Here is a 13335-nt window from a genome sequence, read left to right as displayed (position 1 = left end):
TATCCGAAGTCAGAAGTACCCTAGCAGAATCCAGAGTACCACGAGACACGAGAAACCTTGTGGGAATGAGCGGGGACCACCCCGTAAGGCTAAATACTCCTTAGTGACCGATAGCGCATAGTACTGTGAAGGAAAGGTGAAAAGGACCCCGGGAGGGGAGTGAAAGAGAACCTGAAACCCTATGTTTACAAGCTGTGGAACCTCCTTTTGAGAGGAACTGCGTACTTTTTGTAGAACGGTCCGGCGAGTTACCCGTACTGGCAAGGTTAAGGACTTAAGGTCTGGAGCCGAAGTGAAAGCGAGCGTTAAGAGCGCGTTTTAAGTCAGTGAGGGTAGACCCGAAACCGGGTGACCTATCCATGTCCAGGTTGAAGCTTCCGTAAGAGGAAGTGGAGGACCGAACCCACATCCGTTGAAAAGGGTGGGGATGAGGTGTGGATAGCGGAGAAATTCCAATCGAACCCGGAGATAGCTGGTTCTCCTCGAAATAGCTTTAGGGCTAGCCTCTGGTAAGAGTCTGGTGGAGGTAGAGCACTGAATTGTCTAGGGGGCGTCAAAGCTTACCAAAACATATCAAACTCCGAATGCCATACAGATGATGCCAGGGAGTCAGACTGTACGAGATAAGTTGGACAGTCGAAAGGGAAACAGCCCAGACCACCAGCTAAGGTCCCAAAGTACGTGTTAAGTGGAAAAGGATGTGGGATTTCAGAGACAACTAGGACGTTGGCTTAGAAGCAGCCATACATTGAAAGAGTGCGTAATAGCTCACTAGTCGAGAGATCCTGCGCCGAAAATGTCCGGGGCTAAAACACGACACCGAAGCTGTGGAATGTATTGATACATTGGTAGAGGAGCATTGTAAACGGGATGAAGCCATACCGTAAGGAGTGGTGGACTGTTTAGAAGAGAGAATGCCGGAATGAGTAGCGAGAGGAAGGTGAGAATCCTTCCGGCCGAATATCTAAGGTTTCCAGAGTAAAGCTGATCTGCTCTGGGTAAGTCGGGACCTAAGGCGAGGGCGAGAGCCGTAGTCGATGGACAACTGGTTGAAATTCCAGTACCGCATAAAAACAGAACTGTGGGGACACAGAAGGGAAATGGGAGCCAGGAATGGAAAGACTGGCGCAAGCAGAGGAGCCGTATGGGAGGAAAATCCCTCATGCAAGGCAAAGCTGTGACGCGGACCGAACAAAAGTAGGGAAGCCCAGGCCCCCGGCTGTCAAGAAAAGCCACTATTGTTTTTTATGCGCCCGTACCGTAAACCGACACAGGTGGATGAGGAGAGAATCCTAAGGCCGACGGGAGAAGTGTTGTTAAGGAACTCGGCAAAATGACTCCGTAACTTCGGGAGAAGGAGTGCCATCGAAAGATGGCCGCAGAGAATTGGCCCAAGCAACTGTTTAGCAAAAACACAGGTCTATGCAAAACCGCAAGGTGAAGTATATGGGCTGACGCCTGCCCGGTGCTGGAAGGTTAAGGGGAGGGCTTAGCGAGTGATCGCGAAGGTCTGAACTTAAGCCCCAGTAAACGGCGGCCGTAACTATAACGGTCCTAAGGTAGCGAAATTCCTTGTCGGGTAAGTTCCGACCCGCACGAAAGGCGTAATGATTTGGGCACTGTCTCAACAACACACCCGGTGAAATTGAAATACCAGTGAAGATGCTGGTTACCTGCGCCAGGACGGAAAGACCCCATGGAGCTTTACTCCAGCTTGATACTGGGATTCGGTACTGCATGTACAGGATAGGTGGGAGGCTGTGAAGGAAGGACGCCAGTCCTTCTGGAGCCGCTGTTGGGATACCACCCTTGCAGTATTGGATTTCTAACCAACAGCCGTGATCCGGCTGGGGGACAATGTCAGGTGGGGAGTTTGACTGGGGCGGTCGCCTCCGAAAGGGTATCGGAGGCGCTCAAAGGTCTTCTCAGAATGGTCGGAAACCATTCGCAGAGTGCAAAGGCAGAAGAAGGCTTGACTGTGACACCGACGGGTGGAGCAGGTACGAAAGTAGGACTTAGTGATCCGGTGGTATAACGTGGGATTGCCATCGCTCAACGGATAAAAGCTACCCTGGGGATAACAGGCTTATCACTCCCAAGAGTTCACATCGACGGAGTGGTTTGGCACCTCGATGTCGGCTCATCGCATCCTGGAGCTGTAGCAGGTTCCAAGGGTTGGGCTGTTCGCCCATTAAAGCGGTACGCGAGCTGGGTTCAGAACGTCGTGAGACAGTTCGGTCCCTATCCGGCGCAGGCGGAGGAAATTTGATAGGAGCTGTCCTTAGTACGAGAGGACCGGGATGGACGGACCACTGGTGGATCTGTTGTATTACCAAATGCATAGCAGAGTAGCCAAGTCTGGAAGGGATAAACGCTGAAGGCATCTAAGCGTGAAGCCCCCCTAAAGATAAGATTTCCCATAGAGTAATCTAGTAAGACCCCTTGAAGACGACGAGGTAGATAGGGCAGAGGTGGAAGTGCGGCAACGTATGGAGCTGACTGTTACTAATCGGTCGAGGCTTTAACCAAAGAAGGTAAGGAAGATGTTTGATGAAAGGTTCTGTATGTAGTTTTGAAGGTATACCCAAAGGGCATCCCGTATCTTAAGTCCATCGGACGATGTATTATAAGGTATATTGAATATTCGAAAGCCAAAAGGCAGAGAATAGAAGAGAATGATCCTCGATAGCTCAGTAGGTAGAGCGCACGGCTGTTAACCGTGTTGTCGCTGGTTCGAGCCCAGCTCGGGGAGGTCGGAACACTGAGTGAGAGGGAGTCGGAAGGCAGAACTTGAGGTTAGTGAAAGAAAGGCCGTGAAGCGGTCAGAGAAACAAGGCTCCATGGTCAAGTGGTTAAGACACCGCCCTTTCACGGCGGTAACACGGGTTCAAATCCCGTTGGAGTCATTTAAGAATTATATTTCGCCGTTGTGGCTCAATTGGCAGAGCAGCTGATTTGTAATCAGCAGGTTACCGGTTCAAGTCCGGTCAACGGCTTCATACACTTGGACATAAGTGGTGAGAAGATAAGGACCTTTAGCTCAGTTGGTTAGAGCAATCGGCTCATAACCGATCGGTCCGGGGTTCGAGTCCCCGAGGGTCCATTTGTATAGAGTAAAGTTTTGGCCCGGTGGCTCAGCTGGTTAGAGCGCCGCCCTGTCACGGCGGAGGTCGTGGGTTCGAACCCCATCCGGGTCGTTTCTTTTATAGTTTATATAAGAGAGAATTTCATATTGTGGGATCATAGCTCAGCTGGGAGAGCATCTGCCTTACAAGCAGAGGGTCATAGGTTCGAGCCCTATTGGTCCCATTTCGGGAGAATTTCTCCTAGAATGCCGTTGTGGCGGAACTGGCAGACGCACAGGACTTAAAATCCTGCGGGACTTATACTCCCGTACCGGTTCGATTCCGGTCAACGGCATTGAGCACTAAGTATTATACTAGTGTTGGTTAATTTTATATGTGGGCGTAGCTCAGCTGGATAGAGCGTCTGGCTACGGACCAGAAGGTCGGGAGTTCGAATCTTCTCGCCCACGTAAAGTTCCTTATAGATTTAAATCTATAAGGAACTTTTTTTGTTGTTGACTTTAGTCTATTGAGCAGGTAACGAAGTGTCTGCGAAATAAAAAACCACCTGCTATGCAGGTGAGTTGGGGGAAAGCTTAAGCTTCAAGCAAAAACCCTCCTATGATAAGATTTAAAAAGGTTCGCCAACCAAAAAATAAGATCATAGGAGGGATCCAAATGGACAATAACAGTCTATCACATACAACGTGGAATTGTAAATATCATGTAGTTTTTGCACCAAAGTATCGAAGAAAGATAATCTATGGACAGATCAAGAAGGATGTGGCAAACATACTGAGCATGTTATGCAAACGAAAGGAGATCGAGATCATAGAAGCGGAATGCTGCAGGGACCATGTCCATATGCTGAACAAGATACCACCCAAATACAGTGTGTCACAGATCATGGGATACCTGAAAGGAAAAAGTTCGCTGATGATATTTGACCGGCATGCAAATCTGAAATACAAGTATGGGAATCGACATTTCTGGTGTAGAGGATATTACGTAGATACAGCAGGTAAAAATGCAAAAAAAGATAGAGGAATATATAAAGAAACAGCTACAAGAGGACATCGAATACGACCAAATGACCCTGAAAGAATACATCGACCCGTTTACGGGTGAGCCAGTAAAGTAGGGGGAAGAGAGGCCCGTTAACGGGCACCCGGAGAACGAAGTGTGGTTGGCGGACCGGATCAGAGCATCTTTAGATGCAAGACAAGTAACGGTCCCTTATAGGGACAGGACAAACTACCGGCTGAGCCGGTAGTCCTGATTCAGTCAGACTGTTAATGAATCTTGCCTATCCGTTTGGAATCATCTCTGCACTATATACTTTTCTCACAAAAGTAAGTATTCTACGAAAAAAATGACATAAAAAATCCTTTTTTGTATAGTGAAAGGTTTACTTTACAGAATTGTTGTGGTATAATTCATAACTGTGAATGAAATGTAACAATACTGTAATAAACATAAAATTAATATAAAATATTGAAGTAGGAAGGTAACATCTTTATGAAGTCAATAATAAAGAAGACAGCCATTTGCATGCTTGTCTTTTCTATGATATTAACGTCAGGATTAGCGGTACCGAAAAAAGAAGTAAAAGCGGCACAGAGTACATACAGCGGCAGAATCTGGAAATCATGGGTGAAACTCAGAAAGTCTAAATCCAAAAAGTCCAAAGTAATCCGCAAAATCTCCAAGGGAGAATCTGTACAGGTGCATTACACAAGCGGTAAATGGAGAAAGGTTACATACAAAGGCAAGACAGGATTTGTCTTAAAGAAATATGTTTATATTAATACAAATGCTCCCCGGTTAAGCGGAAGCGCAGAAGAAAAAGGGCAGACAGTTGCATCCTTTGCACAGCGTTTTGTGGGTAACCCATATGTATGGGGAGGAACCAACTTAAACAGCGGGGCAGACTGTTCCGGTTTTGTCGGAGGAGTATACCGTTCCTTTGGATATAAACTGCCAAGAACATCTTCCGATCTCAGGAGTGCAGGAAGAAAGGTAGCTTATAAGGACAAACAGCCGGGAGATTTGATCTGCTACAGCGGTCATGTAGCCATGTACATAGGTAACGGCAAGATCGTCCATGCCAGCACAAGAAAAACAGGAATCAAGATTTCTCCAAAAGCTAACTATAGAAAAGTACTTGCTGTAAGGAGAATCGTAACAGAATAGATCATTTAAAATGTGCAAGAGAGATCCTGCACATTTTTTTCATGTCATAGGAAATTCCTACGGAACCTCCTATGACATGAAAAACGCTCCGCGAGGATGCACACAAAATGCGTAAGGAAATCATTTGACTACGTCAAATCGCATTTGGCGCGCAAAGCGGAACAAGTCCCTTATGATTGGGGGATTTAGGGAGTTGAAGCGGACTTGTCCGCTTTGTTCTGTTTAAAATTAGGAGGAGACCATGAAATCATTGTTATTTGTCAACGGATGCATCAGAGAGGAAGAGTCCAGGACTTTAGTGCTGGCAAGGCAGTTCCTTAATTGTCTGGAAGGAAAATATGAAGTGTCAGAGGTGAGCGGCCTGAGCATTCCTTTGGATCTGGGAGCTCTCAAAAAGAGGGATCAGCTGGCGGCTGAATCTAAATGGGAAGATCCTGTTTTTGACCAGGCAAGGAGGTTCAAAGAGGCAGACAGGATTGTTCTGGCAGCCCCGTTCTGGGAAGGGACATTTCCGGCAGCGGTGCACGCTTATCTGGAGCAGGTCTGTGTTACCGGATTTACCTTTGGTTACCGTGAGGACGGAAAAGCAGAAGGATACTGCAGGGCAGACAGGGCTGTATTCTTTTCAACCAGGGGAGGAATTTACTCTGGGGGAGAAAATAAAAAAGATGACCACGCTGAAAACTTCCTTACATCGATCTTCCGGATGTTGGGAATACCAAGGACAGATACGGTGGCTGCAGAAGGGCTTGATATTATAGGGAATGACGTGGATGCTATTATGGAACAGGCTGCTGGACGAGCAAAGATGCTGGCAGTGGACTTCTAGCCAGAGCATATCTGATTCTTTTCCAGAACATGGTCAGATTTACTTGAAAAAGGGCGTAAAATGCGGTTATATAAATATATAAAATTCAAAAGACAAGAAGAGAGGCGGCAGTCATGTTAAACGTAGAACATTTATCTTACCATATAACAGAAAACGGTGCGGATACCCAGATACTTAAGGATGTCAGCTTCTCCGTCAACGATGGGGAGATGCTGGTGATCACCGGCCCCAACGGCGGAGGAAAGTCCACTATAGCCAAGATCCTTATGGGGATCGAGAAAGCCAGTGCCGGGAAGATCTCTCTGGACGGGGAAGACATTACAAAGTATTCCATTGACCAGAGGGCGGATGCAGGGATCGGATTTGCATTTCAGCAGCCACCGAGATTCAAGGGGCTGACAGCTTCCAGGCTGCTTTCCCTTGCAGCAGGTGAGACACTTCCGGATGAGCGCTGCTGTGAATTGCTGAGCAGTGTGGGGCTCTGCGGAATGGAATACAAAGAGAGAGAAGTGGATGCCACATTGTCAGGCGGGGAGATGAAAAGAATCGAGATTGCCACAGTGTTTGCGAAGGACCATAAAATCTGTATTTTTGATGAGCCTGAGGCAGGCATCGATCTTTGGAGCTTTGCTATGCTGATCAAAGAATTTGAAAAGATCCACAAAGAAAACAAAGCGAGCTTGATCCTGATCTCACATCAGGAGAGGATCATCCGGATGGCAGACCGTATTATGATCATACGGGACGGGCAGGTCCAGGAGATCGGAGCAAAGGAAGAGGTGTATCCGCACCTTATGGCGGAAGAGTCTGAAGAGCAGTGTGCCTGCATGCATGAATAGGGAGGAATGGACATGAAATTAGATCAGATAACTGCAGGAGTGCTTGAGGCCATTGACGGTCAGGGATTTGTACAGAAGGGCGCTTATAATTTAAGGCAGAACGGACAGGCCTTGTGCCATGGAGACAGTGAGAATATCAGGATCGTAAGAAAAGAGGACAAGCCGGGGATCGATATATTTATCAGCGGGCAGACAAAGGGAGAGTCCGTGCATATTCCGGTTGTCGTATCTGCCTCTGGGATGACGGATGTGGTGTATAATGATTTTTACATTGAAGATGGCGCAGATGTCCTAATTGTGGCAGGATGCGGCATACACAATGATGGGGATCAGGAGAGCAGGCATGACGGTATCCATGCATTCCATGTAGGAAGCCATGCCAATGTAAAATATGAAGAGAGACATTACGGGGAAGGGGACGGTACCGGAGGAAGAGTCTTAAACCCCGTGACCAAGATTTATGTGGAGGAAGACTCTGTCTTTACCTTAGACACCACACAGATCAAGGGCGTGGATTCTACAGTCCGGGAAACCCATGTGGAGATGGGAGAGGGATCCAAGCTGTATGTACTTGAAAAGCTCATGACCCATGGAAACCAGCAGGCGGTCTCCAATATGGATATACAGTTAAACGGACAGGAGAGCTCTGCACAAATCATTTCAAGGTCTGTTGCCAAGGGCACATCCACACAAGTCTTCCATCCGAAGGCCATCGGAAATGCATTGTGCCACGCCCATGTTCAGTGTGATTCAATTATCATGGATGAGGCAAAGATCAGTTCCATCCCTGAGATCAATGCCAACCATGTGGATGCACAGATCATACATGAGGCGGCCATCGGACGGATCAACAGCGATCAGCTGATCAAGCTGCGCACCTTCGGGATGACAGAGGAAGAGGCGGAAGCAGTGATCATTGAAGACTTTTTGAAGTAAGGGGTTACAGGTAAGGGGGAGTATCAGGATGCTGGAATCAAGGGAGAATTATCTCGAGGCAATTTTGATGTTGAAGCAGGAAATAGGGCAGGTACGTTCTATAGATATTGCCAGAAAGCTAAGTTACAGCAAGGCGAGTGTCAGCCGGGCAGTAGGAATTTTAAAAAATGGCGGTTATATTACCGTGGATGCAAAAGGGTATATCTCTCTTACAGCTGAAGGCTTAGCAAAGGCAGAGGCTATCTATGAGAGACACAGGACATTGACGTCATTTTTTATGGAGATTGCAGGGGTACCGGAACATGTGGCAGAAGAAGATGCCTGCAGATGTGAACATGTGCTGAGTAAACAGACTTTCCAGGGAATCAAGATGTACTTGAATGAAAATGGCGTGTGCTGAAGAAAACGTGTATAATATAGATACAGAAACTTATCAGTGATACAAGGAGGTTTTGACATGGAATTGACAGCAGGAATCAAAGGCAGCCAGGAAATGACCGCGAGGGCGGAACACTCCGCAAACAACGTAGGAGACGGAATGCTGGATGTATTTTCAACACCGTCCATGATCGCACTGATGGAGAAGACGGCATGGGCCAGCATAGAACCGTATTTAGATGATGGGGTTGGGACTGTTGGGACACAGATGAATGTCAAACATCAGGCAGCTACGCCCATCGGCAAAAAGATCCGCTGTGAGAGTGAACTGATACAGGCAGACGGAAGAAGGCTTGTATTTACAGTGAAGGCATATGATGAGGCAGGACAGATCGGAGAGGGGGAGCATGAGCGCTTCATCGTGCAGAAGGAAAAGTTTCAGGAGAAAGCACTTCATAGATAAGGAGGTAGCACTATGGGAAGACTTGAAGGAAAGGTAGCGATCATAACAGGAGGCAACTCCGGAGTAGGAGAACAGGCGGCAAAAAGATTTGCAAAAGAGGGAGCCAAGGTTATTATCACTGCCAGAAGGAAGGAAAAGCTGGAGGCTGTGGAGGCAGATATCAAGGCTGACGGTGGGACAGTGTTGGCACTTCAGGGAGATATATCGGTCCCTGAGGATGGAAAACGGATGGTAGATGCAGCCGTAGAGCATTTCGGTACTTTGGATATCCTTGTGAACAATGCAGGGGTATTGGACGAGGGACTGCTTCCTATCGACAGAGTTGCGGATAGCGAGATCGACAAGATCGTGGACATCAACACAAAAGGAACGATGTATTTTATCCGTGCGGCTCTTGAGGTCATGTTAAAGAATAAGAGCGGATCGATTATTAATGTGGCCAGTATTGCTGGGGTAAACGGAGGCGGTGGAGCTGCTTATGTGGCTTCCAAAGCTGCTGTGCTGGGTATTACCAAGCATACGGCTATGCGGTGCGCAAAGGATGGTATACGGTGCAATGCCCTTTGTCCAGGCATGATCAAGACCCCGATGACAGCGGGGCAGACAATGGAGACCATGGATCCGGATATGATGGGTGCCATGGCGCTGCACTCTGATCTACAGAGACCTGCCTGCTCTGCAGAGGATGTCGCAAATTCGATTCTGTTTCTGGCAAGCGATGAAGCTGCGCCGATCACAGGACAATGCATTGTAATGGATTACGGTGCTAATCTTTAATAAAACAGGCTCAGGGACCTTCCATAAAAGAAGGTCCCTGTTTTTGTTCATTATACGTAAAAGTTATTATGTATCAGGCAGCTCTGAACAATAGCAGATATGGTTTTCCCCTTTCTTTTTTGCAAAGTAGAGTGCCCTGTCGGCATTGGACCACAGCGAATGAAAATCCTTTCCGTGTTCTGGGTAGAAGCCGATGCCCACAGATACATAGATGGGGCTTTGAAGATTGAACTTTTTCTGATAATCAGCCCAATTGTGGAAAAACAGTTCCAACGATTCTGTAAGCCTTTCTTTGTGTATGGAAGAACAGGGAACATAGATGATAAATTCGTCCCCGCCGATCCTTCCGTTGATTTCCTTCGGAAATGTTTTCAAGAGACTCTTGGCAATGGAGATCAGAATCTGGTCTCCGAATGGATGGCCGTACCTGTCGTTGTAGGTTTTGAAATTATCGATATCCATCGTGATCAAAATACCTGAGGGTTTCTTTTCCATCAGCAGGCTGATGTTTTCTTCCATACAGCGTCTGCTCATAAGATCTGTCAGATAATCAAACTGGGAATAATATATATTCTTTTTGTCTTTCTGACTGAAATCCGGTACGGACTGATGAAGATGGAGAAGCTTCCATGAGCCGTCTCTGAGCTCCGTAATCATACTAAAGCGCAGATGGCGGGCCGGAAGATATGTTTTGCAGGAGCGTTGGCTTAACTTGATCTCGCCCGTAACGAGAAAAAGATTTTCTCTAAGGACAGAAGTTTCATACCATTCTTTGTCAATGGAATACTCAGGTTCAGAAGAGGAACATTCCAGAGAGCAGAGAAACTCTACTGAATTTTGGCAGTACTGCCCAAGTCTTATACCGATTTCCGTCATGCGGCTGTCCAGAAAATTGTCAATTCCATTTTTGTTGTTTTTTATCAGATAACTGTGCCAGAGAGCCCGGCAAAACGCCTCTGCAGATTTCAAGTTTTTCATCTATCTCAACCTTCCATACATTACCAAGCAAGAAATGGGCAGAAATGTAGACTTTTTTCCCACTTGTTTTTTTTTTATAAGATCTGAATAAAAACACTTACGGGAATCCCGTGAATGTGTTTTTATTTCAGATTCTTTATAAAAAAAAATCATTAACGACGAAAAAAGTCTACTTTTTTTACCACATTTTCTGAGATCACAGGCGGCCTTCTTCTGCCAGCCGGACCCATTTAAAAAATGTATTGTGGGTGGTTCCGAGCTGTTTGGCAGATTCACGGCCGCTTATTTTTTCTTCCTTCCAAAGGGCGTAGATGCGGTCGAACTCCTTTGGAATTTTTTTCGGCGGACGTCCGAAGTTTACCCCTTTGGCCTTGGCTACGGCGATTCCTTCCGCCTGCCTTTTTTTAATATGCTCCCGCTCTGTCTGCGCCACATAGGAAAGAATCTGCAGCACCAGATCAGAGATAAAAACTCCGGTCAGGTCCATGGAATTCTTCCCGCGGGTGTCCAGCAGCGGAAGATCGGTGACAACAATGTCTGCCTTTTTCTGTTTTGTGATGTTTCTCCACTGTTCAATGATCTCTTCATAATTCCTGCCCAGACGGTCGATAGATGTTACAAAAAGAGTATCTCCTGGCCTGAGCTTTCTGAGCAGCTTCTTATACTGAGGACGGTTAAAATCTTTACCCGACTGCCGGTCAATATAAATGCTCTCTTTGGGTATTTTCATCTCCTTCATAACTGCGAGCTGCCGTCCTATGTTTTGATCCCTAGATGACACTCTGACATATCCATAATCCATTTCTCTCCCTCCTTCTACAAAATGTGACTGAAATATTATCCCATAAGAGATAGAAAAATTGATAAGGAAACAATTGGAAGCGTCGTGATTGCTCCTGTATTCTTCCTGTCCCGTATGATAAGATGGAGAGGAAACAGAAGCAGTCCTGATTTACATACAAAAGGAAGGGAGGAAATAAAATGATAGAATTGCCGGAAGCTCTCGCAAGAGCAGATGAACTGCAAAAAACACTGATGGGAAAGAAAGTGGAAAAGGTGTATCCGCCGTCCTCACCCCATAAGTTTTGCTGGTTTAACGGAGAGGCAGAAGCCTATGACGGCATGCTTAGAGGAAAGCAGGTTACAGGCGCAAAAGGTTTTGGAATCTTCGCGGAGATCAACTTTGAAGGCGGGGTCAAACTCTGCATCAATGACGGAGTCAACCCGAGGATTTATCATAAGGATGATAAGGTGCCGGAAAAGTATCAGCTGAGAATCGATTTTTCACATGGATCTGTCCTGATACTTACGGTGGCCATGTATGGCGGGATCGCCTGCTTTGACAAAGTCTACGAAAATGAATATTACGAGATCAGCAAAAAAGGGATTTCCCCGCTCTCACCGGAATTTGATGAACTGTATTTTGAGGAGCTTTTTCATTCAGTGAAGGCTAATACCAGCGCAAAAGCGTTTCTAGCCACGAAACAGAGAATTCCCGGACTGGGAAACGGTGTGCTGCAGGATATCCTGTTGGAAGCGGGAATACATCCCAAAAGAAAGATTGGGACTCTGTCAGAAAGTGAAAAGGAGAAAATCTTTACAAGTATAAAGGATGTGCTCTCTGAAATGGTGCGCCTTGGGGGCAGAGATACAGAAAAAGACATCTGGGGAAACCCGGGAGGCTATAAGACTAAGATGTCGAAACATACATACAAAAAAGGATGTCCAAAGTGTGGAAGTGAGATCACCAAGGCGGCTTATCTAGGAGGAACAGTATATTACTGCTCTGTCTGCCAGCCGCTTTAGACACAGCCGGAGAACGGGTGAAAATGTCATGAAATTAAAAAGGTTTTCTTCATTATCGGAAGAAGGCCTTTCCAGAGCCGACTGGAAATAATGAAGAAAACCTTTTAATTGTTTCGTTCGTCCCCTTCAAAGAACAGGGCCACGGTTCCCGGACCGGTGTGAGCGCCGATGACGGTTCCCACGCTGTTGATCACTACTTTGCCGTTCAGCTTGGGGAAGGAAGCTTCGATCAAGTCTGCCACCTGTCTGGCATCTTCATAGCAGGCAGAATTGGAGAGAAAGCATTTACCGCTGTAATCTTTTCCGTCCTTTGCGTGTTCCTCCATCCTTTTGACGATCTCTCTGATGGCCCTCTTTTTGGTGCGGATCTTCGCACGGGGAATCAGATGCCCTTCGTGGTCCATATTCAACAGCGGGCAGATACCCAGCATGGTCCCGATAAAGCCGGATGTCTTGGAGATCCTTCCGCCGCGGATGTACGAAGTCAGGTCTGTGGAAAAGAACCAGTGATGGATGTTCAGCCGGTTTGAGACCGCCCACTGATAGACATCCTCGATTCTCTCTCTCTGGTCCCTCAGATCGGCGGCCAGATCTACAAGTAGTCCATAGCCGGAGGAGGCTCCCAGAGAATCCACAAGAAGGATCTTGCGGTCTGGGTATTTCTCCAGCAGTTCATCCTTTGCGATATTGGCTGAGTTAAAGGTCCCGGAGATGCCGGAAGACAGACTGATGTGCAAGACATCCATCCCTTCTTTTAAAAACGGTTCAAAGAATTCTATGTACTCTTCTACGTTCACCTGGGCGGTATTAGCAAGGGCGCCGTCCTGTATTTTTTTATAGAACTCATCAAATGGAATGCTCTGGCCCAGATCATCCATATATTCCTTCCCGTCCAGTGTTACATGAAAACATACATAAGGAATGTTCCGGTGTTGAAAATACTCTTTTTTCATATCTGCTGTCGAACAGCAGCTCAATATAAATCGTCCCATAGGAATCCCTTTTCTCTTTCTTTAAGTCAAGTTATCTGTTGCTCTCTATTATATAAGAAATTCCAGGAATTATCAAATG

11 protein-coding genes, 8 tRNA genes, 1 rRNA gene and 1 pseudogene (1 of these 21 only partly in view) are annotated in these 13335 nt (G+C 46.6%); 18 read left to right on the top strand and 3 right to left on the bottom strand.

Annotated elements, in window-relative coordinates:
* From AR1Y2_RS15525 to AR1Y2_RS15445, 17 genes and pseudogenes are all read left to right on the top strand, one after another.
* Positions 1 to 2529 (top strand): 23S ribosomal RNA (locus tag AR1Y2_RS15525); it begins 369 nt to the left of the window's first position.
* Positions 2530 to 2679: 150 nt separating this feature from the next.
* Positions 2680 to 2752, top strand: a tRNA-Asn gene (locus tag AR1Y2_RS15520).
* Between the two features lie 82 nt (positions 2753 to 2834).
* Positions 2835 to 2906 (top strand) — tRNA-Glu (locus AR1Y2_RS15515).
* A 17-nt stretch (positions 2907 to 2923) separates the two neighbouring features.
* Positions 2924 to 2996 (top strand) — tRNA-Thr (locus AR1Y2_RS15510).
* Positions 2997 to 3029: 33 nt separating this feature from the next.
* Positions 3030 to 3103, top strand: a tRNA-Ile gene (locus AR1Y2_RS15505).
* A gap of 20 nt (positions 3104 to 3123) precedes the next feature.
* A tRNA-Asp gene (locus tag AR1Y2_RS15500) sits at positions 3124 to 3197 on the top strand.
* A 39-nt stretch (positions 3198 to 3236) separates the two neighbouring features.
* A tRNA-Val gene (locus AR1Y2_RS15495) sits at positions 3237 to 3309 on the top strand.
* Positions 3310 to 3333: 24 nt separating this feature from the next.
* Positions 3334 to 3420, top strand: a tRNA-Leu gene (locus AR1Y2_RS15490).
* Positions 3421 to 3461: 41 nt separating this feature from the next.
* Positions 3462 to 3535: transfer RNA gene (locus tag AR1Y2_RS15485), tRNA-Arg, on the top strand.
* Between the two features lie 208 nt (positions 3536 to 3743).
* Positions 3744 to 4206 (top strand): annotated as a pseudogene (gene tnpA, locus AR1Y2_RS15480) (IS200/IS605 family transposase).
* Positions 4207 to 4583: 377 nt separating this feature from the next.
* Entirely contained in the window at positions 4584 to 5258 is a 675-nt protein-coding gene (locus tag AR1Y2_RS15475; RefSeq protein WP_137329783.1) for a C40 family peptidase, read from the top strand.
* A 241-nt stretch (positions 5259 to 5499) separates the two neighbouring features.
* The gene (locus tag AR1Y2_RS15470; RefSeq protein ID WP_137329782.1) at positions 5500 to 6087 is read left to right on the top strand and encodes an NAD(P)H-dependent oxidoreductase; all 588 of its coding nucleotides are present in this window, start codon (positions 5500 to 5502) and stop codon (positions 6085 to 6087) included.
* A 113-nt stretch (positions 6088 to 6200) separates the two neighbouring features.
* Entirely contained in the window at positions 6201 to 6926 is a 726-nt protein-coding gene (locus AR1Y2_RS15465; protein WP_137329781.1) for an ABC transporter ATP-binding protein, read from the top strand.
* 12 nt (positions 6927 to 6938) lie between these two features.
* The gene (locus AR1Y2_RS15460) at positions 6939 to 7862 is read left to right on the top strand and encodes a SufB/SufD family protein (RefSeq protein ID WP_137329780.1); all 924 of its coding nucleotides are present in this window, start codon (positions 6939 to 6941) and stop codon (positions 7860 to 7862) included.
* A gap of 28 nt (positions 7863 to 7890) precedes the next feature.
* Positions 7891 to 8262 (top strand): metal-dependent transcriptional regulator, encoded by a 372-nt coding sequence (locus AR1Y2_RS15455; RefSeq protein ID WP_137329779.1) that lies wholly within the window; start codon positions 7891 to 7893, stop codon positions 8260 to 8262.
* A 57-nt stretch (positions 8263 to 8319) separates the two neighbouring features.
* A complete protein-coding gene (locus AR1Y2_RS15450; protein WP_137329778.1) occupies positions 8320 to 8703 on the top strand; it encodes a thioesterase family protein in 384 nt (127 codons plus the stop codon).
* Positions 8704 to 8715: 12 nt separating this feature from the next.
* Positions 8716 to 9480 carry an SDR family NAD(P)-dependent oxidoreductase gene (locus tag AR1Y2_RS15445; protein ID WP_137329777.1) on the top strand — a complete coding sequence of 255 codons (765 nt, stop codon included), beginning with the start codon at positions 8716 to 8718 and terminating at the stop codon, positions 9478 to 9480.
* Positions 9481 to 9546: 66 nt separating this feature from the next.
* On the opposite strand, the gene AR1Y2_RS15440 is transcribed toward AR1Y2_RS15445, so the two are convergent.
* On the bottom strand, positions 9547 to 10458 hold the full coding sequence (locus AR1Y2_RS15440; protein WP_137329776.1) for a diguanylate cyclase domain-containing protein: 912 nt from the start codon (positions 10456 to 10458) through the stop codon (positions 9547 to 9549).
* Between the two features lie 196 nt (positions 10459 to 10654).
* On the bottom strand, positions 10655 to 11260 hold the full coding sequence (locus AR1Y2_RS15435) for a recombinase family protein (protein WP_137329775.1): 606 nt from the start codon (positions 11258 to 11260) through the stop codon (positions 10655 to 10657).
* Positions 11261 to 11439: 179 nt separating this feature from the next.
* On the opposite strand from AR1Y2_RS15435, the gene AR1Y2_RS15430 reads away from it, so the two are divergent.
* Entirely contained in the window at positions 11440 to 12264 is an 825-nt protein-coding gene (locus AR1Y2_RS15430; protein WP_137329774.1) for an endonuclease VIII, read from the top strand.
* A 104-nt stretch (positions 12265 to 12368) separates the two neighbouring features.
* Here the strand turns inward: AR1Y2_RS15430 and AR1Y2_RS15425 are convergent, their stop codons facing one another.
* Positions 12369 to 13256 (bottom strand): DegV family protein, encoded by an 888-nt coding sequence (locus tag AR1Y2_RS15425; protein ID WP_137329773.1) that lies wholly within the window; start codon positions 13254 to 13256, stop codon positions 12369 to 12371.
* Positions 13257 to 13335 lie beyond the last annotated feature (79 nt).

Origin of the sequence: Anaerostipes rhamnosivorans (assembly GCF_005280655.1) — a bacterium.
Taxonomy (GTDB): Bacteria; Bacillota; Clostridia; order Lachnospirales; family Lachnospiraceae; genus Anaerostipes; species Anaerostipes rhamnosivorans.
This window is presented reverse-complemented; position numbering and strand designations above follow the sequence as displayed.